The organism is Hymenobacter ruricola (assembly GCF_015694525.1).
GTDB lineage: Bacteria > Bacteroidota > Bacteroidia > Cytophagales > Hymenobacteraceae > Hymenobacter > Hymenobacter ruricola.
In genome coordinates, this window is sequence record NZ_JADQDM010000001.1 from 496,531 (window position 1) to 512,078 (window position 15,548).

The 15,548-nt window shown below is 60.5% G+C and carries 20 protein-coding genes; 6 read left to right on the top strand and 14 right to left on the bottom strand.

What is annotated here, in order from left to right:
• The first annotated feature begins 142 nt into the window (after positions 1-142).
• From I2H31_RS02215 to I2H31_RS02225, 3 genes are all read left to right on the top strand, one after another.
• The gene (locus tag I2H31_RS02215) at positions 143-535 is read left to right on the top strand and encodes a hypothetical protein (protein WP_196291365.1); all 393 of its coding nucleotides are present in this window, start codon (positions 143-145) and stop codon (positions 533-535) included.
• A 48-nt stretch (positions 536-583) separates the two neighbouring features.
• A complete protein-coding gene (locus tag I2H31_RS02220) occupies positions 584-1,045 on the top strand; it encodes a hypothetical protein (RefSeq protein ID WP_196291366.1) in 462 nt (153 codons plus the stop codon).
• A gap of 118 nt (positions 1,046-1,163) precedes the next feature.
• Positions 1,164-3,560: a penicillin-binding protein 1A gene (locus I2H31_RS02225; RefSeq protein ID WP_196291367.1), complete on the top strand. Its 2,397-nt coding sequence runs from the start codon at positions 1,164-1,166 to the stop codon at positions 3,558-3,560.
• Here I2H31_RS02225 and I2H31_RS02230 read toward each other — a convergent pair.
• From I2H31_RS02230 to I2H31_RS02260, 7 genes are all read right to left on the bottom strand, one after another.
• On the bottom strand, positions 3,557-4,219 hold the full coding sequence (locus tag I2H31_RS02230; protein ID WP_230687394.1) for a DUF2625 domain-containing protein: 663 nt from the start codon (positions 4,217-4,219) through the stop codon (positions 3,557-3,559). The two genes, I2H31_RS02225 and I2H31_RS02230, sit on opposite strands and share 4 nt — an antisense overlap.
• 15 nt (positions 4,220-4,234) lie before the next feature.
• Positions 4,235-4,444 carry a RyR domain-containing protein gene (locus I2H31_RS02235; RefSeq protein ID WP_196291368.1) on the bottom strand — a complete coding sequence of 70 codons (210 nt, stop codon included), beginning with the start codon at positions 4,442-4,444 and terminating at the stop codon, positions 4,235-4,237.
• 418 nt (positions 4,445-4,862) lie between these two features.
• Entirely contained in the window at positions 4,863-5,168 is a 306-nt protein-coding gene (locus I2H31_RS02240) for a type II toxin-antitoxin system RelE/ParE family toxin (RefSeq protein WP_196291369.1), read from the bottom strand.
• Complete coding sequence (locus tag I2H31_RS02245; RefSeq protein ID WP_196291370.1) at positions 5,156-5,338, bottom strand: hypothetical protein; 183 nt, start codon at positions 5,336-5,338, stop codon at positions 5,156-5,158. The genes I2H31_RS02240 and I2H31_RS02245 overlap by 13 nt, the downstream gene beginning before the upstream one ends.
• Before the next feature lie 56 nt (positions 5,339-5,394).
• Positions 5,395-6,309: a TIGR01777 family oxidoreductase gene (locus tag I2H31_RS02250; protein ID WP_196291371.1), complete on the bottom strand. Its 915-nt coding sequence runs from the start codon at positions 6,307-6,309 to the stop codon at positions 5,395-5,397.
• Between the two features lie 127 nt (positions 6,310-6,436).
• Positions 6,437-7,096 carry a GTP cyclohydrolase I FolE gene (folE, locus tag I2H31_RS02255; protein ID WP_196291372.1) on the bottom strand — a complete coding sequence of 220 codons (660 nt, stop codon included), beginning with the start codon at positions 7,094-7,096 and terminating at the stop codon, positions 6,437-6,439.
• The gene (locus I2H31_RS02260; protein WP_196291373.1) at positions 7,089-7,496 is read right to left on the bottom strand and encodes a 6-pyruvoyl trahydropterin synthase family protein; all 408 of its coding nucleotides are present in this window, start codon (positions 7,494-7,496) and stop codon (positions 7,089-7,091) included. Before I2H31_RS02260 ends, folE begins: the two co-directional genes overlap by 8 nt.
• 265 nt (positions 7,497-7,761) lie before the next feature.
• Between I2H31_RS02260 and I2H31_RS02265 the strand changes: the two genes are divergently transcribed.
• Both I2H31_RS02265 and I2H31_RS02270 read left to right on the top strand, forming a co-directional pair.
• Entirely contained in the window at positions 7,762-8,469 is a 708-nt protein-coding gene (locus I2H31_RS02265) for a hypothetical protein (protein WP_196291374.1), read from the top strand.
• Positions 8,470-8,651: 182 nt separating this feature from the next.
• Entirely contained in the window at positions 8,652-9,074 is a 423-nt protein-coding gene (locus I2H31_RS02270; RefSeq protein WP_196291375.1) for a hypothetical protein, read from the top strand.
• Between the two features lie 89 nt (positions 9,075-9,163).
• On the opposite strand, the gene rplS is transcribed toward I2H31_RS02270, so the two are convergent.
• The 4 genes from rplS to I2H31_RS02290 all read right to left on the bottom strand — a co-directional run bounded on the left by rplS (position 9,164) and on the right by I2H31_RS02290 (position 11,696).
• Entirely contained in the window at positions 9,164-9,544 is a 381-nt protein-coding gene (rplS, locus tag I2H31_RS02275) for a 50S ribosomal protein L19 (RefSeq protein WP_196291376.1), read from the bottom strand.
• Positions 9,545-9,712: 168 nt separating this feature from the next.
• On the bottom strand, positions 9,713-10,387 hold the full coding sequence (gene trmD / locus I2H31_RS02280; RefSeq protein ID WP_196291377.1) for a tRNA (guanosine(37)-N1)-methyltransferase TrmD: 675 nt from the start codon (positions 10,385-10,387) through the stop codon (positions 9,713-9,715).
• 86 nt (positions 10,388-10,473) lie between these two features.
• The gene (gene rimM, locus I2H31_RS02285) at positions 10,474-11,055 is read right to left on the bottom strand and encodes a ribosome maturation factor RimM (RefSeq protein WP_196291378.1); all 582 of its coding nucleotides are present in this window, start codon (positions 11,053-11,055) and stop codon (positions 10,474-10,476) included.
• A 95-nt stretch (positions 11,056-11,150) separates the two neighbouring features.
• The gene (locus I2H31_RS02290) at positions 11,151-11,696 is read right to left on the bottom strand and encodes a 30S ribosomal protein S16 (RefSeq protein WP_196291379.1); all 546 of its coding nucleotides are present in this window, start codon (positions 11,694-11,696) and stop codon (positions 11,151-11,153) included.
• A 123-nt stretch (positions 11,697-11,819) separates the two neighbouring features.
• Here I2H31_RS02290 and I2H31_RS02295 point away from each other — a divergent pair, with 123 nt between their 5' ends.
• The gene (locus I2H31_RS02295) at positions 11,820-12,164 is read left to right on the top strand and encodes a hypothetical protein (protein WP_196291380.1); all 345 of its coding nucleotides are present in this window, start codon (positions 11,820-11,822) and stop codon (positions 12,162-12,164) included.
• Positions 12,165-12,246: 82 nt separating this feature from the next.
• Here I2H31_RS02295 and I2H31_RS02300 read toward each other — a convergent pair whose 3' ends face one another.
• The 3 genes from I2H31_RS02300 to creD all read right to left on the bottom strand — a co-directional run bounded on the left by I2H31_RS02300 (position 12,247) and on the right by creD (position 15,540).
• Positions 12,247-13,035 carry an acyl-CoA desaturase gene (locus tag I2H31_RS02300; RefSeq protein WP_196291381.1) on the bottom strand — a complete coding sequence of 263 codons (789 nt, stop codon included), beginning with the start codon at positions 13,033-13,035 and terminating at the stop codon, positions 12,247-12,249.
• Between the two features lie 159 nt (positions 13,036-13,194).
• Positions 13,195-13,905 carry an RluA family pseudouridine synthase gene (locus I2H31_RS02305; protein ID WP_196291382.1) on the bottom strand — a complete coding sequence of 237 codons (711 nt, stop codon included), beginning with the start codon at positions 13,903-13,905 and terminating at the stop codon, positions 13,195-13,197.
• 156 nt (positions 13,906-14,061) lie between these two features.
• Positions 14,062-15,540, bottom strand: a complete 1,479-nt coding sequence (gene creD, locus I2H31_RS02310) for a cell envelope integrity protein CreD (RefSeq protein ID WP_196291383.1) — start codon at positions 15,538-15,540, stop codon at positions 14,062-14,064.
• Positions 15,541-15,548: the final 8 nt, after the last annotated feature.

The following is a 15,548-nucleotide window of genomic DNA, read 5'->3' on the forward strand; positions in this document are numbered from 1 at the left end:
ACAGTAGCTCAACCATAAAGCAAGCCCTTGCTGCTGAAAATCGAAATAGTAACTTATCCAAGTTTATTGTTTAGCTTGGCGGCCCGTTGGGCTTTCCAAGTCTGAGAAAGGCCCGTGACGACTTCACGCTTGCCTTTGCTTCATGGCCCGTACGCTGCTTTTGGTTGTGCTCTTCATCGCCTTGCTCGCCGAAGTAGCGCTGACCGGTGGGGCTTTTTTCGCGCCGGTGTTCACCCTGACGCAGTTTGGCGTGAAATACGGGCCCGAAACCACTTTCCTGGCCTACGTCACGGGCTGGCTGCTGGGGTTTGTGTCGCTGGTTGCGCTGGTGGCTTTCCTGCAGGTGTGGCAGCGCCGGCCGGGCTACGCCACCTGGTGTTACCTGCTGGGCTTCTGGTGGATTGGCATTGGCATCGGCATTTATTACGCCTTTGGCAAGCCCGACAACCTGCTGCTGGATTCGGTAAAAGGCCTGCTGATTGTGGTGCTGACCTGGCGCTGTCAGGCCAGCCGCCTCATGGCGCGGCGCTACTAGCGGGCGCTGCCTATATTGGCGGTCCCTAAGCCCTTGTTCTGCCGCGCTATGCCCACGTCGTCGCACCTGCACCCGCACACCGCCTTTCCCAAACTCTCGAAGCTGGGCCGGAGCCTGGCGGCCGCGCAAGTGCTGAAGGAAACGCTCAGCATCGTGTTTCTGGGGCTGCCGCTGGTGCAGGAAGAGCCGCTGGTGCTGCTCTCGGCGCTGCCGGGGCTGGTGCTGTACCTGTTGCACTGGCAGCTGGCGTTGGGTAGGGTAGGGCGCCTGTTTGCGGGCGTGGTGTGGGTGCTCACGCTGCTTGATGAGCTGTGGGGCCTGCTGCTGTTTCAGGAGCTGGAGGCGCCCACCCGGGGCCAGGTCCGGATGCTGCACTGGAGCTACTTCCTGGGGCTGGGCATTATCCTGCTGGCTTTGGTTGAACTGGCTTGGCGCTGGCAGCGCAACAAGCTGCGCGCCCGGCGCAACGTGCACCACCAGGCCATCCTGGCGGGCCGGCAGCGCCGCTAGTTCGGATTTGTTCCGGGGCCGCCGCGCGGCTTATTGCGGACTTTTGGGGACCTGAACAGGTATATTTGTCGTTCTTCGCGGCGGAGCTTATGGTTCCGCATTCTACTTGTTGCCTCGCATGGCCGATTCCCAACCGACAAGCTCTTCCCTTTCTTCGGGCCCGAAACCGAAAGCGCCGCGCCGCCGCCGCTGGCCCTTGCGGCTGGCCAGTTGGGCCTGGGTGGGGTTTGGCCTGCTGGTCATCCTGTTTTTGGTGTACCCGTTTTTGGTGAGCACCAATTTCATGTTCCTCTTCGGCAAGTCGCCCAGCCTTTCTGATTTGGAGAACCCCAAGGTGGAGCAGGCCTCGGAGCTATATACTTCGGACGGTGTGCTCATCGGCAAGTATTTCCGCGAAAACCGCTCGCCGGTGGCGCTCAATCAAATGTCGCCGCTGCTCATCAAGGCCCTGATTGCGACGGAGGACGTGCGCTTCTACGAGCATTCGGGCATCGACCTGCAGGCCGTGGTGGGCGGCGCGTTTTCGTCGTTGCGCGGCGAGAAGCGCGGCGGCTCCACCATCACCCAGCAGCTGGCCAAAAACCTCTACAAAATCCGCCGGCAGCAGAGCCGTGGCGCCCTGGGCTACATCCCGGTGGTGAGCACCATCGTGGCCAAAACCAAGGAATGGCTCACGGCCGTGGACCTGGAGCAGCGGTACACCAAAGAGGAAATTCTGCGGATGTACCTCAACACCGTGGAGTACGGTTCCAGCGCCTTCGGCATCAAGGTGGCGGCCAAAACCTTCTTCCACACCTCGCCCGACAGCCTCAAGCCCGAGGAAGCGGCCATGCTGGTGGGCGTGCTCAACAACCCCACGGCCTACAACCCCAAGTTCCATCCGGCCGCTGCCCTGCGCCGCCGCAACGTGGTGCTCGACCGCATGGGCCAGGCCGGCGTGCTGCCCGCCGCCCAGATTCAAGCCCTCAAGGCCACGCCCATCGTGCTCAACTACCACGTCGAGCCCCACATCGACGGGCCCGATACCTACTTCCGCAGCGCCATCAGCCAGTTTGTGGACGCGTGGTGCGACAGCACCGGCCACGACATGTACCGCGACGGGATGAAAATCTACCTCACCATCGACTCGCGCATGCAGGCCCACGCCGAGGAGGCCCTGCACGAGCGCATGAAGTCCTTGCAGCGGCAGTTCGACAACTTCTGGCGCAACCGCGGCAAAAACCCCTGGGTAGACGAAAAGGGCAACGAAATTCCCGACTTCATCCTGACCCAGATGAAGCGCACGGAGAGTTACAAGAGCCTCGCCGCGCGCTACAAAAACCAGCCCCAGCGCCTCGATTCGGCCCTGAATGCCAAGCGGCCGATGAAGGTATTCACCTGGAAGCACGACGACAACGACACCACGCTGGTGATGTCGCCGCTCGATTCGCTGGCCTACTACAAGCACTTCCTGCAATCGGGCATGATGTGCATGGACCCCTTCACCGGCCAGATTAAGGCCTGGGTGGGCGGGCTCGATTTCCGCTTTTTCCAGTACGACCACGTGAAGCAGGGCAAGCGCCAGGCCGGCTCCACGTTCAAGCCCTTCGTGTACCTCACCGCCCTCGACAACGGCTACTCGCCCTGCGACCGCATTCGGGACCAGCGCGTGACCATCAACTACGTCGAAAACGGCAAGCCCATGGAGTGGCAGCCCGACAACGTGACCCGCGAATACACCGGCATCAACATGACCTTGCGGCACGCCATGGCCCGCTCCGTGAACTCCGTGACGGCCCAACTGACCGAGAAAGTGGGCTGGGAAAACGTAGCCAAATACGCCCACAAGGTCGGCATCACCTCGCCGCTGCTGCCGGTGCCCAGCATCGGCCTGGGCTCGGCCGGCGACGTGAGCGTGTACGAAATGGTGGACGCCTACAGCACCTTCCTCAACAACGGCTTCCGCTCCGACCCGCGCCTCGTCACCCGCATCGAAGACCGCAACGGCAACGTCATCCAGCAGTTCGACCCCGTGCAGCACCGCGCCATCCCGGCCGAAACCGCCTGGCTGATGACCTACATGCTGCGCGGCGGCATGGAAGAGCCCGGCGGCACCTCCCAGGCCCTCTGGGACTACGACCTCTGGCACAACGACAACCAAATCGGCGGCAAAACCGGCACCACCAGCAACTACTCCGACGGCTGGTACATGGGCATGACCAAGGACCTGATGACCGGCGTGTGGGTGGGCGGCGAAGACCGCAGCATCCACTTCACGGGCTCGCAGCAGGGCGAGGGCGGCCGCACGGCCCTGCCCATCTTCGGCAAGTTCATGGAGAAAATTTACCAGGACAAGGAACTGGGCTACACGCCCGGCCACTTCCCCAAGCCCACCGTCAAAATCACCAAGAAGTACACCTGCGTGTCCGAATCGGAGCCGCGCCGCCGCGCCGTGGCCGTCGATACCATCGCTGCCGACAACCTGCTGGAGCAGATGAACAACGGCGGCGGCGTGCCGGACAGTTTGCGGCGCTAGTGAATCCCGAGTTGCTCCCGAAAATCATTGTGTAAGCCCCACAACTCTGCAATGGGCACGGCTTTGCGGCTCACTTTATTCAAATCCTGGCCCTCTTCAGTGAACAGAAACGGGACGCAATTGATGCCTTGGTCACCGCTAAGCTGCGCAACCTCCGCTTGCCAGCCTTTCCAGCGCATCCCGTCATAAAACTTTTCCAAATCGCCGGAAAAGCAGAAAACCAGGAAATCAGAGTAGCCGATGTCGAGCGGCTCCCATTCCAGATTGTCCGGTGCCAGGTAAAAGATTTCGCCCAAAGACTCCTGCCCGAAGGCCCCGCCATTGAGCGCGAAAAAACCTCCCAACGCATCGTCGGCAATCAACAGGAGCCCTGCTTGCTTGTCCTTGTTCCAACCCATCAAGTCACGGTTCAACCCTGGCGAGCCAGAACCCAAGATGCGGAGCCAACCATTATCCACGAGGATGCCGCCCGTTTCGTAAACCACCGCGCCCATCGGCGAACGGGTAGTCACTTGAGCAGCTAATAAGGCGCTCTCGGCACGGGCAGCCGTTTTGGGCAACAGCCGCACGTCGTTTTCAGCGGCTGCAATCCAGTCCTGCACCAGCGGCCAGCCTGGGTCTTGGTTATTAATAAGCTCGGTTAATGGGCGTATTTGCATTGGTTACTCGTCACCTCAGCTACCCAACGCTTCAATGGCCGCATACACCGTCCGCACGGTCATGCGGTCCAGCTCCTTGGCCGGCTCACTGAGTTGGGCGTAGGGCACCATCAACTCCTCGCCGGTTTCGCTCTGGCGGGTGGTCACGCCCTGCGACTTCTTGGTTTGCATCCACGCTTCGTGGACTTTTTCGGCTACTAGTTCGAGGTCGGGTAATTGGGGCATGAGGCTGAAGGAGGGTGAAAATAAAAATAGAACGTATTTCCAGTGCCATCGGATGCCCGGCCGGAGCCATCGGATGCGTTTCCGGATGCATCGGATACATCTCCGGAGCCATCGGCCAGCTTCCGGATGCGTCGGACGCCTCTCCGGAGCCATCGGACGCCTTTCCAGAAGCGTCGGACGAGTAACCGGGGCCGTCGGATGGCTTCCGGGCCCATCGGACGGGGTTCCGGGTGCGTTGGATGCCTTTCCGGACCCGTTGACTGGCTTGCGGATGCGTTGGAAGCATCTCCGGAGCCGTTGAATGACTTGCGGAGCCGTTGGAAGCCTTTCCGGAAGCGTTGGACGCGGTTCCGTAGCCGTTGAATGACGTGCGGAGGCGTTGTCCGGCTTGCAGGGACTAAAAACAATCTTAGACCACTCACTCTCCTGAAAGAGCATCCACCACCAACGGCCGCAGGGCGGGGTGGAGCGTCAGCATCAGAATCTCGGAGTCGCTGACCAGCCGATAAACCACGCGATACTTTTTGTAGAACAATTCGCGTACCTCGGGGCGCTTCGCTTCTGGCACCACGCGGCCCAGCAGCGGCTGTTGTTCCAGCAATACGCCCTTGGCAAAAATCTCATTTGTCAACCGTTCCGCAGAGGCCGGAGCATACGGCAATAAGTATTCCCGCGCCTCGTGAATCTCCGCGATGATGCGCCGCGACCACCTTACTTTGACCATTGCCGCAGCAATTCCCGGGCTTCCTCCGTCGAGTACGTTTCGCCGCGCTCACCCTGCCTGATGGCATCCTCAATTTTCTCAATGAAAATCAGCTTGTCCACCAGTTCATCAATGGAAAATTGGGATGGCAAATCTTTCAGCACCACGGAAATTTGCTCTTGGCTTATCATGTCAGCGTTTTTTGGCAGTTAATTTCCCTAAGCTACGCTTTGCTGTAGATTTTAATTCACTCCCCCCCATACAGCGCCTCCAGCGCCCCGCGCAGCTCCGGGTACTCAAACCGGAAGCCCTGCGCCAGCACCTTAGCCGCGCTCACCCGCTGCGAGGCCAGCACGATTTCGCTCATCTCGCCCATGGCCAGCTTCAGCCCGAAGGCCGGCACCTTGGGCAAAATCAGCGGCCGGTGCAGCACCTCGGCCAGCTCCTTAGTGAACTCTTGGTTAGTCACCGGGTTCGGCGCCACCGCGTTGTAGGTGCCCTCCCAGGCTGCTCCTTCCAGCATAGCGATAAACAGGCGGCAAAGGTCATCGAGGTGAATCCAGGACATGTACTGCTTGCCGCTGCCGAGCGCCGCGCCCGCGCCCAGCTTCACCGGCCGGGCAATCTGGGGCAAGGCCCCGCCTTCTTTGCTCAGCACGATGCCGATGCGCGGCACCACCGTCCGAATGCCCAGCTTCGCAACGGGCTCGGCCGCCAGCTCCCACTGGTGCGCCACGTCGGCCAGAAAGTCGTGCGTGGGCAGGCCGGGCGGCGTTTCTTCGGTCAGCAGCTTGTCGCCGGTATCGCCATACACGCCAATGGCGGAGGCCGAAATAAACGCCTGCACGTGGTGGCGCGGGTTGCCCAGCTCGCGGTGCAGCAGCGCCAGCCCGCCCAGCCGGCTGCTCATGATGTCGCGCTTGCGCTCGTCGGTCCACTTGCCGTCGCTCACGCTCGCCCCGGCCAGGTTCACAATGTAATCAGCGTAGAGAATGGCCGCGTCGTCCATCGTGCCCGCCCGCGGGTCCCAGCGGAAGCTGCGGAAGTGGCTGCTCTTGGCTGGCTCGCGGCTCAGCAGGGCCACCTCGTAGCCGCTGTCAATCAGCATTTCGGCCAGCCGCGTGCCAATGAGCCCGGTGCCGCCGGTGATGAGGACTTTCATTTATTAGCTGTTAGCCACTAGCTATTAGCTATTAGCTTTCGTTTGTAAAGAATATCAGACGTTTCTTTTGCGGACTTGGTATTTGGCAAAGCTAACAGCTACTAGCCAGTGGCTAACAGCTAACGCACTACTTCCCAATCTGCCGCAGAAACTCCCGCCGCAGGGCTTCGTCGGTGGCAAAACGGCCGCCGTACTCGCTGGTGAGGGTCGAGCTGCTGGTGTCGTTCACGCCGCGGCTCATCACGCACAAGTGGTCGGCTTCGATGAGCACGGCCACGTCGTCGGTGCCCAGGCTCTGCTTCAGCTCCTCGGCAATCTGGCGGGTGAGGCGCTCCTGCACCTGCGGGCGGCGCGCGTAGTACTGCACCACCCGGTTGAGCTTGCTCAGGCCCACCACGTGCTCGCCGGGCAGATAAGCCACGTGGGCCTTGCCAACGATGGGCACAAAATGGTGCTCGCAGCACGAAAACAGCGTGATATCGCGCTCCACCAGCAATTGGTGGTAATCGTAGCGGTTGTCGAACATGCGCACTTCCGGCCGGTTCGCCGGGTCGAGGCCCTTGAACCACTCCTTGACGTACATTTTGGCCACGCGGCGCGGGGTGCCGGCCAGGCTGTCGTCGGTCAGGTCGAGGCCCAACTCGCGCATGATGGCCTCAAAGTGGCCGCTGATGGCCGCAATCTTGTCGTCGTCGCTGCGCGCGAAGGCATCGTCGCGGAGCGGGGTGCGCAGGCCCGGGGGCAGGTGCGAGTCGGTTGCCGGGGCCGGCCCGGAAGGGTTATCCATGGTATTCTACAAAGTTACGGTCCGTCTCGTAGAGCGTGACCGACAGGGCCAGGCCCGCGTCCAGGTGCGGGCGCAGGCGCTGCCAGATAACCACGGCGATGTTTTCGGCCGTGGGATTTAAAGTACGGAATTCTTCCGTGTCCAAATTCAGGTTGCGGTGGTCGTAGCGGTTCAGCACCTCATGCTTAATCACGTCGCTCAGCCGCTTGAGGTCGTAGACGTAGCCGGTTTCGGGGTCTACCGGGCCGGTGAGGCGCACGGTTAGGTTGTAGTTGTGGCCGTGGTAGTTAGGGTTGTTGCACTTGCCGAAAACGCGCTGGTTTTTCTCGTCGCTCCAGGTAGAATTGTGCAGGCGGTGGGCAGCATTGAAGTGCTCGGTGCGGCAAACGGTTACTTGCATAGACGCTTACAACCCGCGTTTACTCTGCTTTGTTGCGATGGAATTGCACTGACAGCATATTCTCTGAATCAAGGAATCGGGATAAATAGACTTAAGATATTATGGATTGAACAAAACCAATAAAAACAGCATTATTCCTAAAAAAATCCTTGCGAAGAGAATTTGCATGAAAGAAAGGTCTTAAATTTGAAAAGCCGGAAAACGACACCGCAGCCAGCAGCCTTTCCCCGACCATTTTTAAAGCTCTCTCTAAGTTATTATTACCATGAAACGAAGCCTACTAATCCTACTTGTTGTATGCTTGGCCACGCTGGGCGGTTATGCCCAGAAATCTCCTGTGGATGAGGCCGATATGTCTATTGGCAACGTGCCCCGCACGGGCCAGCGCGTGAGCATGCAGCTCGACAACAAGCGCGTGGAGGCCGCCTGGCTGAAGCAGCTGAACGACAAGTTCGGCAGCAAGGTGAAGAACAACAAAGGCGTGGTGACCATGGACGGCGTCATCATCGAAGAAATTGCACCTACCCCCATTCGCGTCATTTCCAAGGTCGACGCTACGCCCACCGGCACCACCGTGTGGTGGAGCATTGACCTGGGCAACGCCTACCTGGCGAAAGACAAAACGCCGGTGCAGTGGAAGTCGGCCGAGAAGTACCTGAAGGACTTCGCCCGCATGATGTACCGCGAAGACCTGGTGTCGCAGATTGCCGAAGCCGAGCGCGCCCTGGTGGCCTCGCAGAACAACCACATGGCCGTGATTGAAAAGGCCAACACCATCAAGAAAGACATCGAAAAGAACAAGGCGCGCAAGATTGAAATCCAGCAGATGCTGGCCGCCAACGCCGCCGAACTCCAGCAGTTCAACAACCTCATCGACGCCAACCTGAAAGAGCAGGAGGCCGCCCGCGGCGACATCGTGAACATGCGCGTGGCCCTGGAAGCCGTGAAGGACCGCATGAACAAGATTGAGTAAGCAGGTTCCAAGTCTCGCGCTTGCCGAAAAGCCCCGCCATTGCTGGCGGGGCTTTTTTGTTTGCTCACCGAGCGGGGTTTGCTCACCGAGCGGGCCAACCCCGCAGGGCGTTGCTACGTTGGCAGAAGTAAGCGGCGCACCAGACGCCGCAATTGCTTACCGATTACCACAACACCCCACCCATGGAAAAGAAAGATTCGCAGCACCAGGTGCACCTCGACAGCGCCATTCACCTGCTCACCGGCGACCTCGCCTCTACTGCCGAGCGGGCCGGCCTCGACAATCAGCTGCAACGCTGGATTGAGGATTTGAAAGAAGCCAACAATCCGGCGTTTCACCAACTGGTGGTCGACCTGCAGGCTCTGAAAGCCCACTTTGGCAGCGGCACGCTCGACGTCAATGTTATCGCGCCGCTGTTGGCTCGCCTGGGCACCGAAACCACCCAGGCCGCCAACTTCGCCGAAAACGTGAACACCGCCACCCGCGTCACCAAGCTGGGCGAAGTGCTCACCGCCGTGGCGCAGCAGCTACAAGGTGGCACGGTGGACGTTGACGGCAGTCTGCCGCAGGACTACTCGTCGCACAAGCCGAACGGCCAAATCTAAACCCTTGGACTAGCCCAAACCTAAAAAAGCCGGCCCCACGCGTGGGGCCGGCTTTTTTATTATCAGCAGCTGATGAGCTGCGGCGGTGCTTAGGCGGTGGCCTTGCTGGCCACGTTCAAGCGGCGCTCTTTGATGCGAGCTTGCTTGCCCGAGAGGCCGCGCAGGTAGAACAGACGGGCGCGACGGACTTTGCCGCGACGCACCACTTCGATTTTCTCGATGTTGGGCGACAGCAAGGGGAAAATACGCTCGGTGCCGATTTGGTTCGAAATCTTGCGCACGGTAAAAGTTTCGCCGTTCGAGCTGGGGTTGCGGCGCTGCAGCACCACGCCCTGGAACTGCTGAATGCGCTCCTTGTTGCCCTCGCGGATTTTCACGTGCACGTTGATGGTGTCGCCGGCGGCGAAGTCCGGAAAGCTGGCGCGGCGCTCTTGCGATTCGGCCTGGATAAAGTCAAGTAGTACGCTCATGGCTGAGAAATTGCGAAAGACGGCGCCGCCGTCGGGAATTAGTATTTTATCGAAACGGAGCGCAAAGATAGGACTTTGAGTTGAGGATAGCAAGTCATTTGTAGAACATGCGTTAGCTTGTTCACTGATTTGCTGCTGATTCGAAAAACGAAGCTGCTGAATCTGGTTTTAGCCCAATAAATCGGGCCGCCGCGCCTGCGTACGGGTCAGCGCCTGCTCGTGCCGCCACTCCTCAATCTTGGGCGTATTGCCGGATAAGAGAATGTCCGGTACGGCTAGCCCGCGCCACTCGGCCGGCCGCGTGTACACTGGCGGCGCCAGCAAATCATCCTGAAACGAATCGGACAAAGCGGATTCTTCATTGCCCAGCACGCCCGGCAGCAGCCGCACCACGGCATCAACCAAGATGGCCGCGCCGAGCTCGCCGCCGCTCAGCACGTAGTCGCCCACGCTGATTTCGTGGGTGATGTAGGTTTGGCGAATCCGCTCATCGATGCCTTTGTAATGACCACAAAGCATGATGATGTTCTGGAATAAGGACAGGCGGTTGGCCAGCGGCTGGCGCAGCGTCTCGCCATCGGGCGTGAGGTAGATGACGGCGTCGTAGGGCCGTTGGGCCTGTAGTTCGTCTATCCAAGCGGCAATGGGCTCCACGCGCAGCACCATGCCGGCGCCGCCACCAAACACGGCGTCGTCAATCTGCCCGTGCTTGTTGATGGCCTTATCGCGCAACTGATGCAGGTGGATTTCCACCAAGCCCTTGTCCTGCGCCCGCTTCACAATGGAATGGGCAAAAGGGCTGACCAGCAGCTCGGGCAGGCAGGTGAGGATGTCGATGCGCATATGGGAGTGTGTAGCGTGGACTCTGCGAGTCCGCGCCGGAGCGAACGTTCTTCTACAACGCGCGGACTCGCAGAGTCCACGCTACATTATGCTTCCTCAAACTCGTCGGGCTCGTCCTGGTCGCGGGAGGAGGGCTTGAGGTACACATCGAGCAAGCCGTCGGGCAGGTTCACGTGGACTTGCTTTTTCTCGTGGTCGGCGTGGGTCACGATTTCATCAACCACTGGAATCAGCACTTCGTGGCCCTGGTAGCGCATGGCCAGCATGTCCTGTTGCGGCAGCTCATAGAAATTCTCAACGGTGCCCAACTCGCCCAGATTCGCATCCACTACGGTGAAGCCGATGACGTCGTGAAAATAAAACTGGTCTTCATCCAGCGCGGGTAGCTCGGCCAAGGGCAGGTAGAGCTGAGCGCCGCGCAAGGGCTCGGCTTCCTCGATGCGGTCGATGCCGCGCAGCTTCAGCAGCACGCGGTTGCCGGACTGGGGCTGCACCTTTTCTATGTTGTGCTCCACCAGCTTGGTGGGGGCGGCGGGCAGGGCCAGGTACACCTTCTTGAGCTTGAGGTAATCGTCCACGTCGTCCACGTCGAAGTGGGCGGCCACGTGGCCGCGCAGGCCGTGCGTTTTGAGGAGGTAGCCGAGCTGATAGGTTTCGTCGAGGGTCATGGCGGGCGGGGAAGGGAAACGAAAAAGAGTTTGGGGGTTGCCAGCCGGTCCGGCTCACAACTCCCAAACTCTTACGGTTTTTAGTAACCTAAAAACTACTCGGCAGCTTCAGCGGTAGCCTCTTCGGCCGGAGCCTCGGTGGCTTCTTCAGCAGCCGGCGCGGGCGCGTTGGCGGCCAGCAGGGCAGCTTGCTTCTGACGCAGGGCTTCGGCACGAGCTTCTTTCACCTTGGTTTCGGCGGCGAAAGCAGCTTTGCGGGCTTCTTCCTTCGCATCAACCAGGCCGGTGCGCTTGCCTTCAATTTTGGCGTCTTTCTCTTGTTTCCAAGCATCGAAACGCTGGTCGGCCACTTCCTGGGTGATGGCGCCTTTGTCGACACCCAACTGCAGGTGACGGCGGTAGAGCACGCCGCGGTAGCTCAGCATGGCCCGTACGGTGTCGGTGGGCTGGGCACCGGTCATCATCCAGTAAAACGCGCGGTCGGCGTCGTAGTTGATGGTGGCGGGGTTGGTGTTGGGGTTGTAGGTGCCGAGTTTCTCGATGAAACGGCCGTCGCGGGGCGAGCGGGAGTCGGCTACTACGATGTCGTAAGTAGCGGCCTTTTTACGGCCGCGGCGGGCGAGGCGGATTTTAACTGCCATAAACCGGTGGGGTTGTGCGACGCAGCTCGTGCGTCTGGTGAGGGTTTCCCGAAATTGGGAGTGCAAAGGTATAGGATAATAAGCAGCTTCGGAAGTAGCTTGCTCATATTTTGTTAAGCTATTATGGTATTCATTACCATCGTCCCGGCTGAGCCGTTTGCGCAACATGCTATGGATGCGCAGTACTCACCGGGCTGGCTTCAAATTGATACCGGACTTAGCCGAATGGAATTGTTTCGGGGCGCTCCGGACATGATGGTAGCGTCTGCTCAGCAACTGTTTCAGCAGCTTGTGCGCATGAGCGAACGAAAAAGCGGGCGGGAGCAATGGCAAGCCTTGGGTGGTAACCAGAACTATTGGCTGATTAAGGAAAAAGGCCGGTTGTATCTGGATGATGGAGAAAGCCAACTTGTCTTTTCATTCACTGCTTTTCGCGATGCTTTGCAGCAGGCATTGCTACTGTTGTAGCTTCACTAAACCGCAATAAAAAACCCGTTTCTACTTTAGAAACGGGTTTTTTATTGCGGTTTGTTATCGCGGTTTGGGTTATTTATGCCGCCACGGCTTCGCGCTTGGGCTTGGCCAGTTTAGACATGGTGCTCAGGTTCATGTTTTTGCGCTTCACCTTGATGATACCCACTTTGTCGAGGCCCCAAATAGCCACGTAGGTGGGGTCGAATTCCCACCACTTCACGCCGAAGTTGACGCGCATGGGCAGCTTGTGGTGGTTGTTCTGGAACAACTCGCCAAAGGCGAGGAAATCCAGGGCCAGCGTGTTTTTAGATTTGTCGCGGTTGTCGAAGTTCTGGTAGCCGTATTTGTGGCCGCCCCAGTTCACGATGGCGCCGTGGATGGGGCCCATCAGGAAGTGGATGGGCAGCAGCAGGTACTGCCACCACGCCGTGGCAAAGTTGATGTAGAACAGCACGTAGGCCGTGCCCCAGCCCAGGCGTGAGTAGACGGTGCCGCCGAATTTATCGAGCCAGTTCCACTCTGGAATGTCGCCCTCGAAGCGCTTGGCGCCTTCGTGGTTGTTGTTCACCACGTCGTTGTAAATCACCTTGGTCTTCCACATCATGTCGAACGCGTTGTTCGAGAAGTGGGGCGAGTGCGGGTCCAGCTCGGTGTCGGAGTAGGCGTGGTGCATGCGGTGCAGCAGCGCGTAGGCCCGCGGCGAAAGGAAGCTGCTGCCCTGGCAGAGGTAGGTGAACAAGAAGAAGAACTTCTCCCAGAACTTGTTCATCGTAAACATTTTATGCGCGGCGTAGCGGTGCAGGTAAAACGTCTGGGTGAACAGAGATAAGTAATAGTGGGCAACGAAGAAAATGAGGATGGCCATAAAGGGTTCTGAAGCTGAACTGCCCGCACAAGCAAAACGCCCGTCGTTAGGTTCAGTGGAGGTAACGCAAAATTACGGCCACCGCCAGGGCGGGGGATAATTCGGTGCCAGAAGGCCAAAATCTTGCACGCGGCAAAACCGGCAACGTTTGCGGCGCCCCTACCGGTGGAATTCCCGCGCGGCGTCCCAGTGCGGCGCATCGGGCAAGGGCGCCACGAAGGTCATCTGCTCTTTCGTGACGGGGTGCTGCAGTTGCAGCTGGCGGGCGTGCAGGGCAATGCTCACGTCGGGCAGGGGCGCGATGAACCCGTACTTCACGTCGCCCACGATGGGCGTGCCGAGGCCGGTGGCCAACTGGGTCCGAATCTGGTGCGGGCGGCCCGTGACGGGGTTTACCTGGAGCAGAAAGCGGTTGCCGGCCGGGCCCAGCAGCTCGTATTTCAGTTCGGAGCGTAGGCCCTGGCCGTGGGCGGTGGGGTAGGCCTTGGTCACGTTGCGCACGGTGTCCTTCACCAGCCAGTGGATGAGGGTGCCGCTTTCCGGCACGGGCGGCTTGCCGGTGAGCGCCCAGTAGGTTTTGCTCATCAGGTTGTCGCGGAACATCTCGTTGAGGCGGCTGAGGGCTTTGCTGGTTTTGGCCAGCACCACCACGCCGCTCACGGGCCGGTCGATGCGGTGGGCCACGCCCACGAAGGCCTCGCCGGGCTTCTTGTACTTGAAGCGCAGGTACTCGGCGGCTTTTTTGGAGAGGGGCTCGTCGCCGGTGGCGTCGCCCTGCACGAGGAGGCCGGCCGGCTTGTTGATGACGAGGAGGTGGTTGTCTTCAAACAGAATTTCTCTGCCTTCAGACCAGAGGTTTGGTCGGTTCACGCGGCGGGGGCGGGCGGAAGGTTGGATGGCGCAAGAGCGGGCCAGGAACCCACACGGGGGCTTCCGCACGTCATCAGACCACACTCACCGGGCGCTCCGCTCTTGCTTTTGGTGCCGCGAAGATACGAAGCCGCGCGGGAGTGAAACCGTAGCGGCTCAGGCTGCTGCCGACTCCTCAGGGGCCAGCCCGGGGGGCGCGGGGTTGTACCAGTCCACGTTGCGGGAGAGGAACATCACGGCGCCCAGCACCACCACCAGCCCAATGCTGCCGACCAGCAGGGCGTAGTCCTGCAATTGCAGCACCACGAATAGGAACCCGTACACGAGCGTGAGCACGCCGGCCGTGACCAGCGTGAGGCGCCGGTGCCGGAAGCTGGCCGCCGCGTAGGCCGTCACCAACCCCACGATGACCACGGCCGACAGCGCATAGGCGGCATCAAAAGGCATTTGCTCGGCTAGGGCCAGCAGCAGCACGTAGAAAATGACCAGCGCCAACCCCACCAGAATGTACTGGAACGGGTGGAAGCGCCGCCGGTTGAGCACTTCCACGAAGAAGAAAATGAGAAAGGTGAGCGTGAGCGGCAGCAACGCGTATTTGGCGGCGCGCATGGTTTTCTGGTATTCGTTCACGGGCACCAGCAGGCGCACGCCGAAGGTGGACTCGTCCACGGCCGGGCGGTCGGTGTCGGTGCGCCAGTGCTGCGGGAAGTTGCGGTTGAGGTGCAGCACCTGCCAGTCGGCCGTAAAATCTTTGCCGCTCAGGGTGCGGCGAGTGGGCAAAAAGGCCCCGATGAAGCTGGGGTCGGCCCAGGGGGCGCTCAGGTGCAGGGTGGTTTGGCGGCCGAGGGGGGCCACAATCAGGCCGGTGCTGCCGTTCAGGTCGAGGTCGAAGGAGAAGGTGTGGCGGCGGGTGAGGGCGGCCTCGTCGGGCACGGGAATGGCTACGCTCACGCCGCTGGTGGTTTGCCCGCGGCTTTCCATGTCGGCGTCCTCTTCGTGGTACTTGGAATACCGGTTGCGCTCGTTCAGCACCGTGCTGAACTGCGTGCTGACGGTGGGCGCGTTGCCGTAGGGCAGCACTTCGGCGCTGGGCACGCCCGGCTCGAAGGGGTGAGCGCGGCCGTCCCAGTTCAGCGCCAGCCCGTTGCGGATGCCTTTCATGTCGGAAATGCCCACCGTCACAAAGGCTTCGGACCAGCGCACGGCCTCGGGCGAAACACCCAAATCGGCCAGGCGCGGCGCCTGGAAGGCGCCTTGCACGTGCAGGCCCGCCCGGTACACCACCGCTTCGTAGATGCCGCGGTGGCGGCGCTCAGGTGCCAGCGTGCCGGTGGTGGCCAGCGTGTCGGGCAGCAGGCTGAGGTAGCGCACCACTTCACTCACCACGCCTTTTTCGCTCACCACGCGGGCGGTGTAGGGCAGCACCAGCACGGGGCCCAGCACCAGCTGCGAGCCACCCCACTGGCTGCTGATTTCGGCGGTGGCCGCGTCGCGGTTTTCGGCCCGCTCGGTAATGAGGCTCTCCACCATGCTCGACGGGATGAGCAACAGCACCAGCAGCACGGCGATGATGACGACCTTGAAGGTGATGGACCAGCTAATGGAAGACGTCAGGCGATTGGCGGAGGGACCCATGCGGCGTT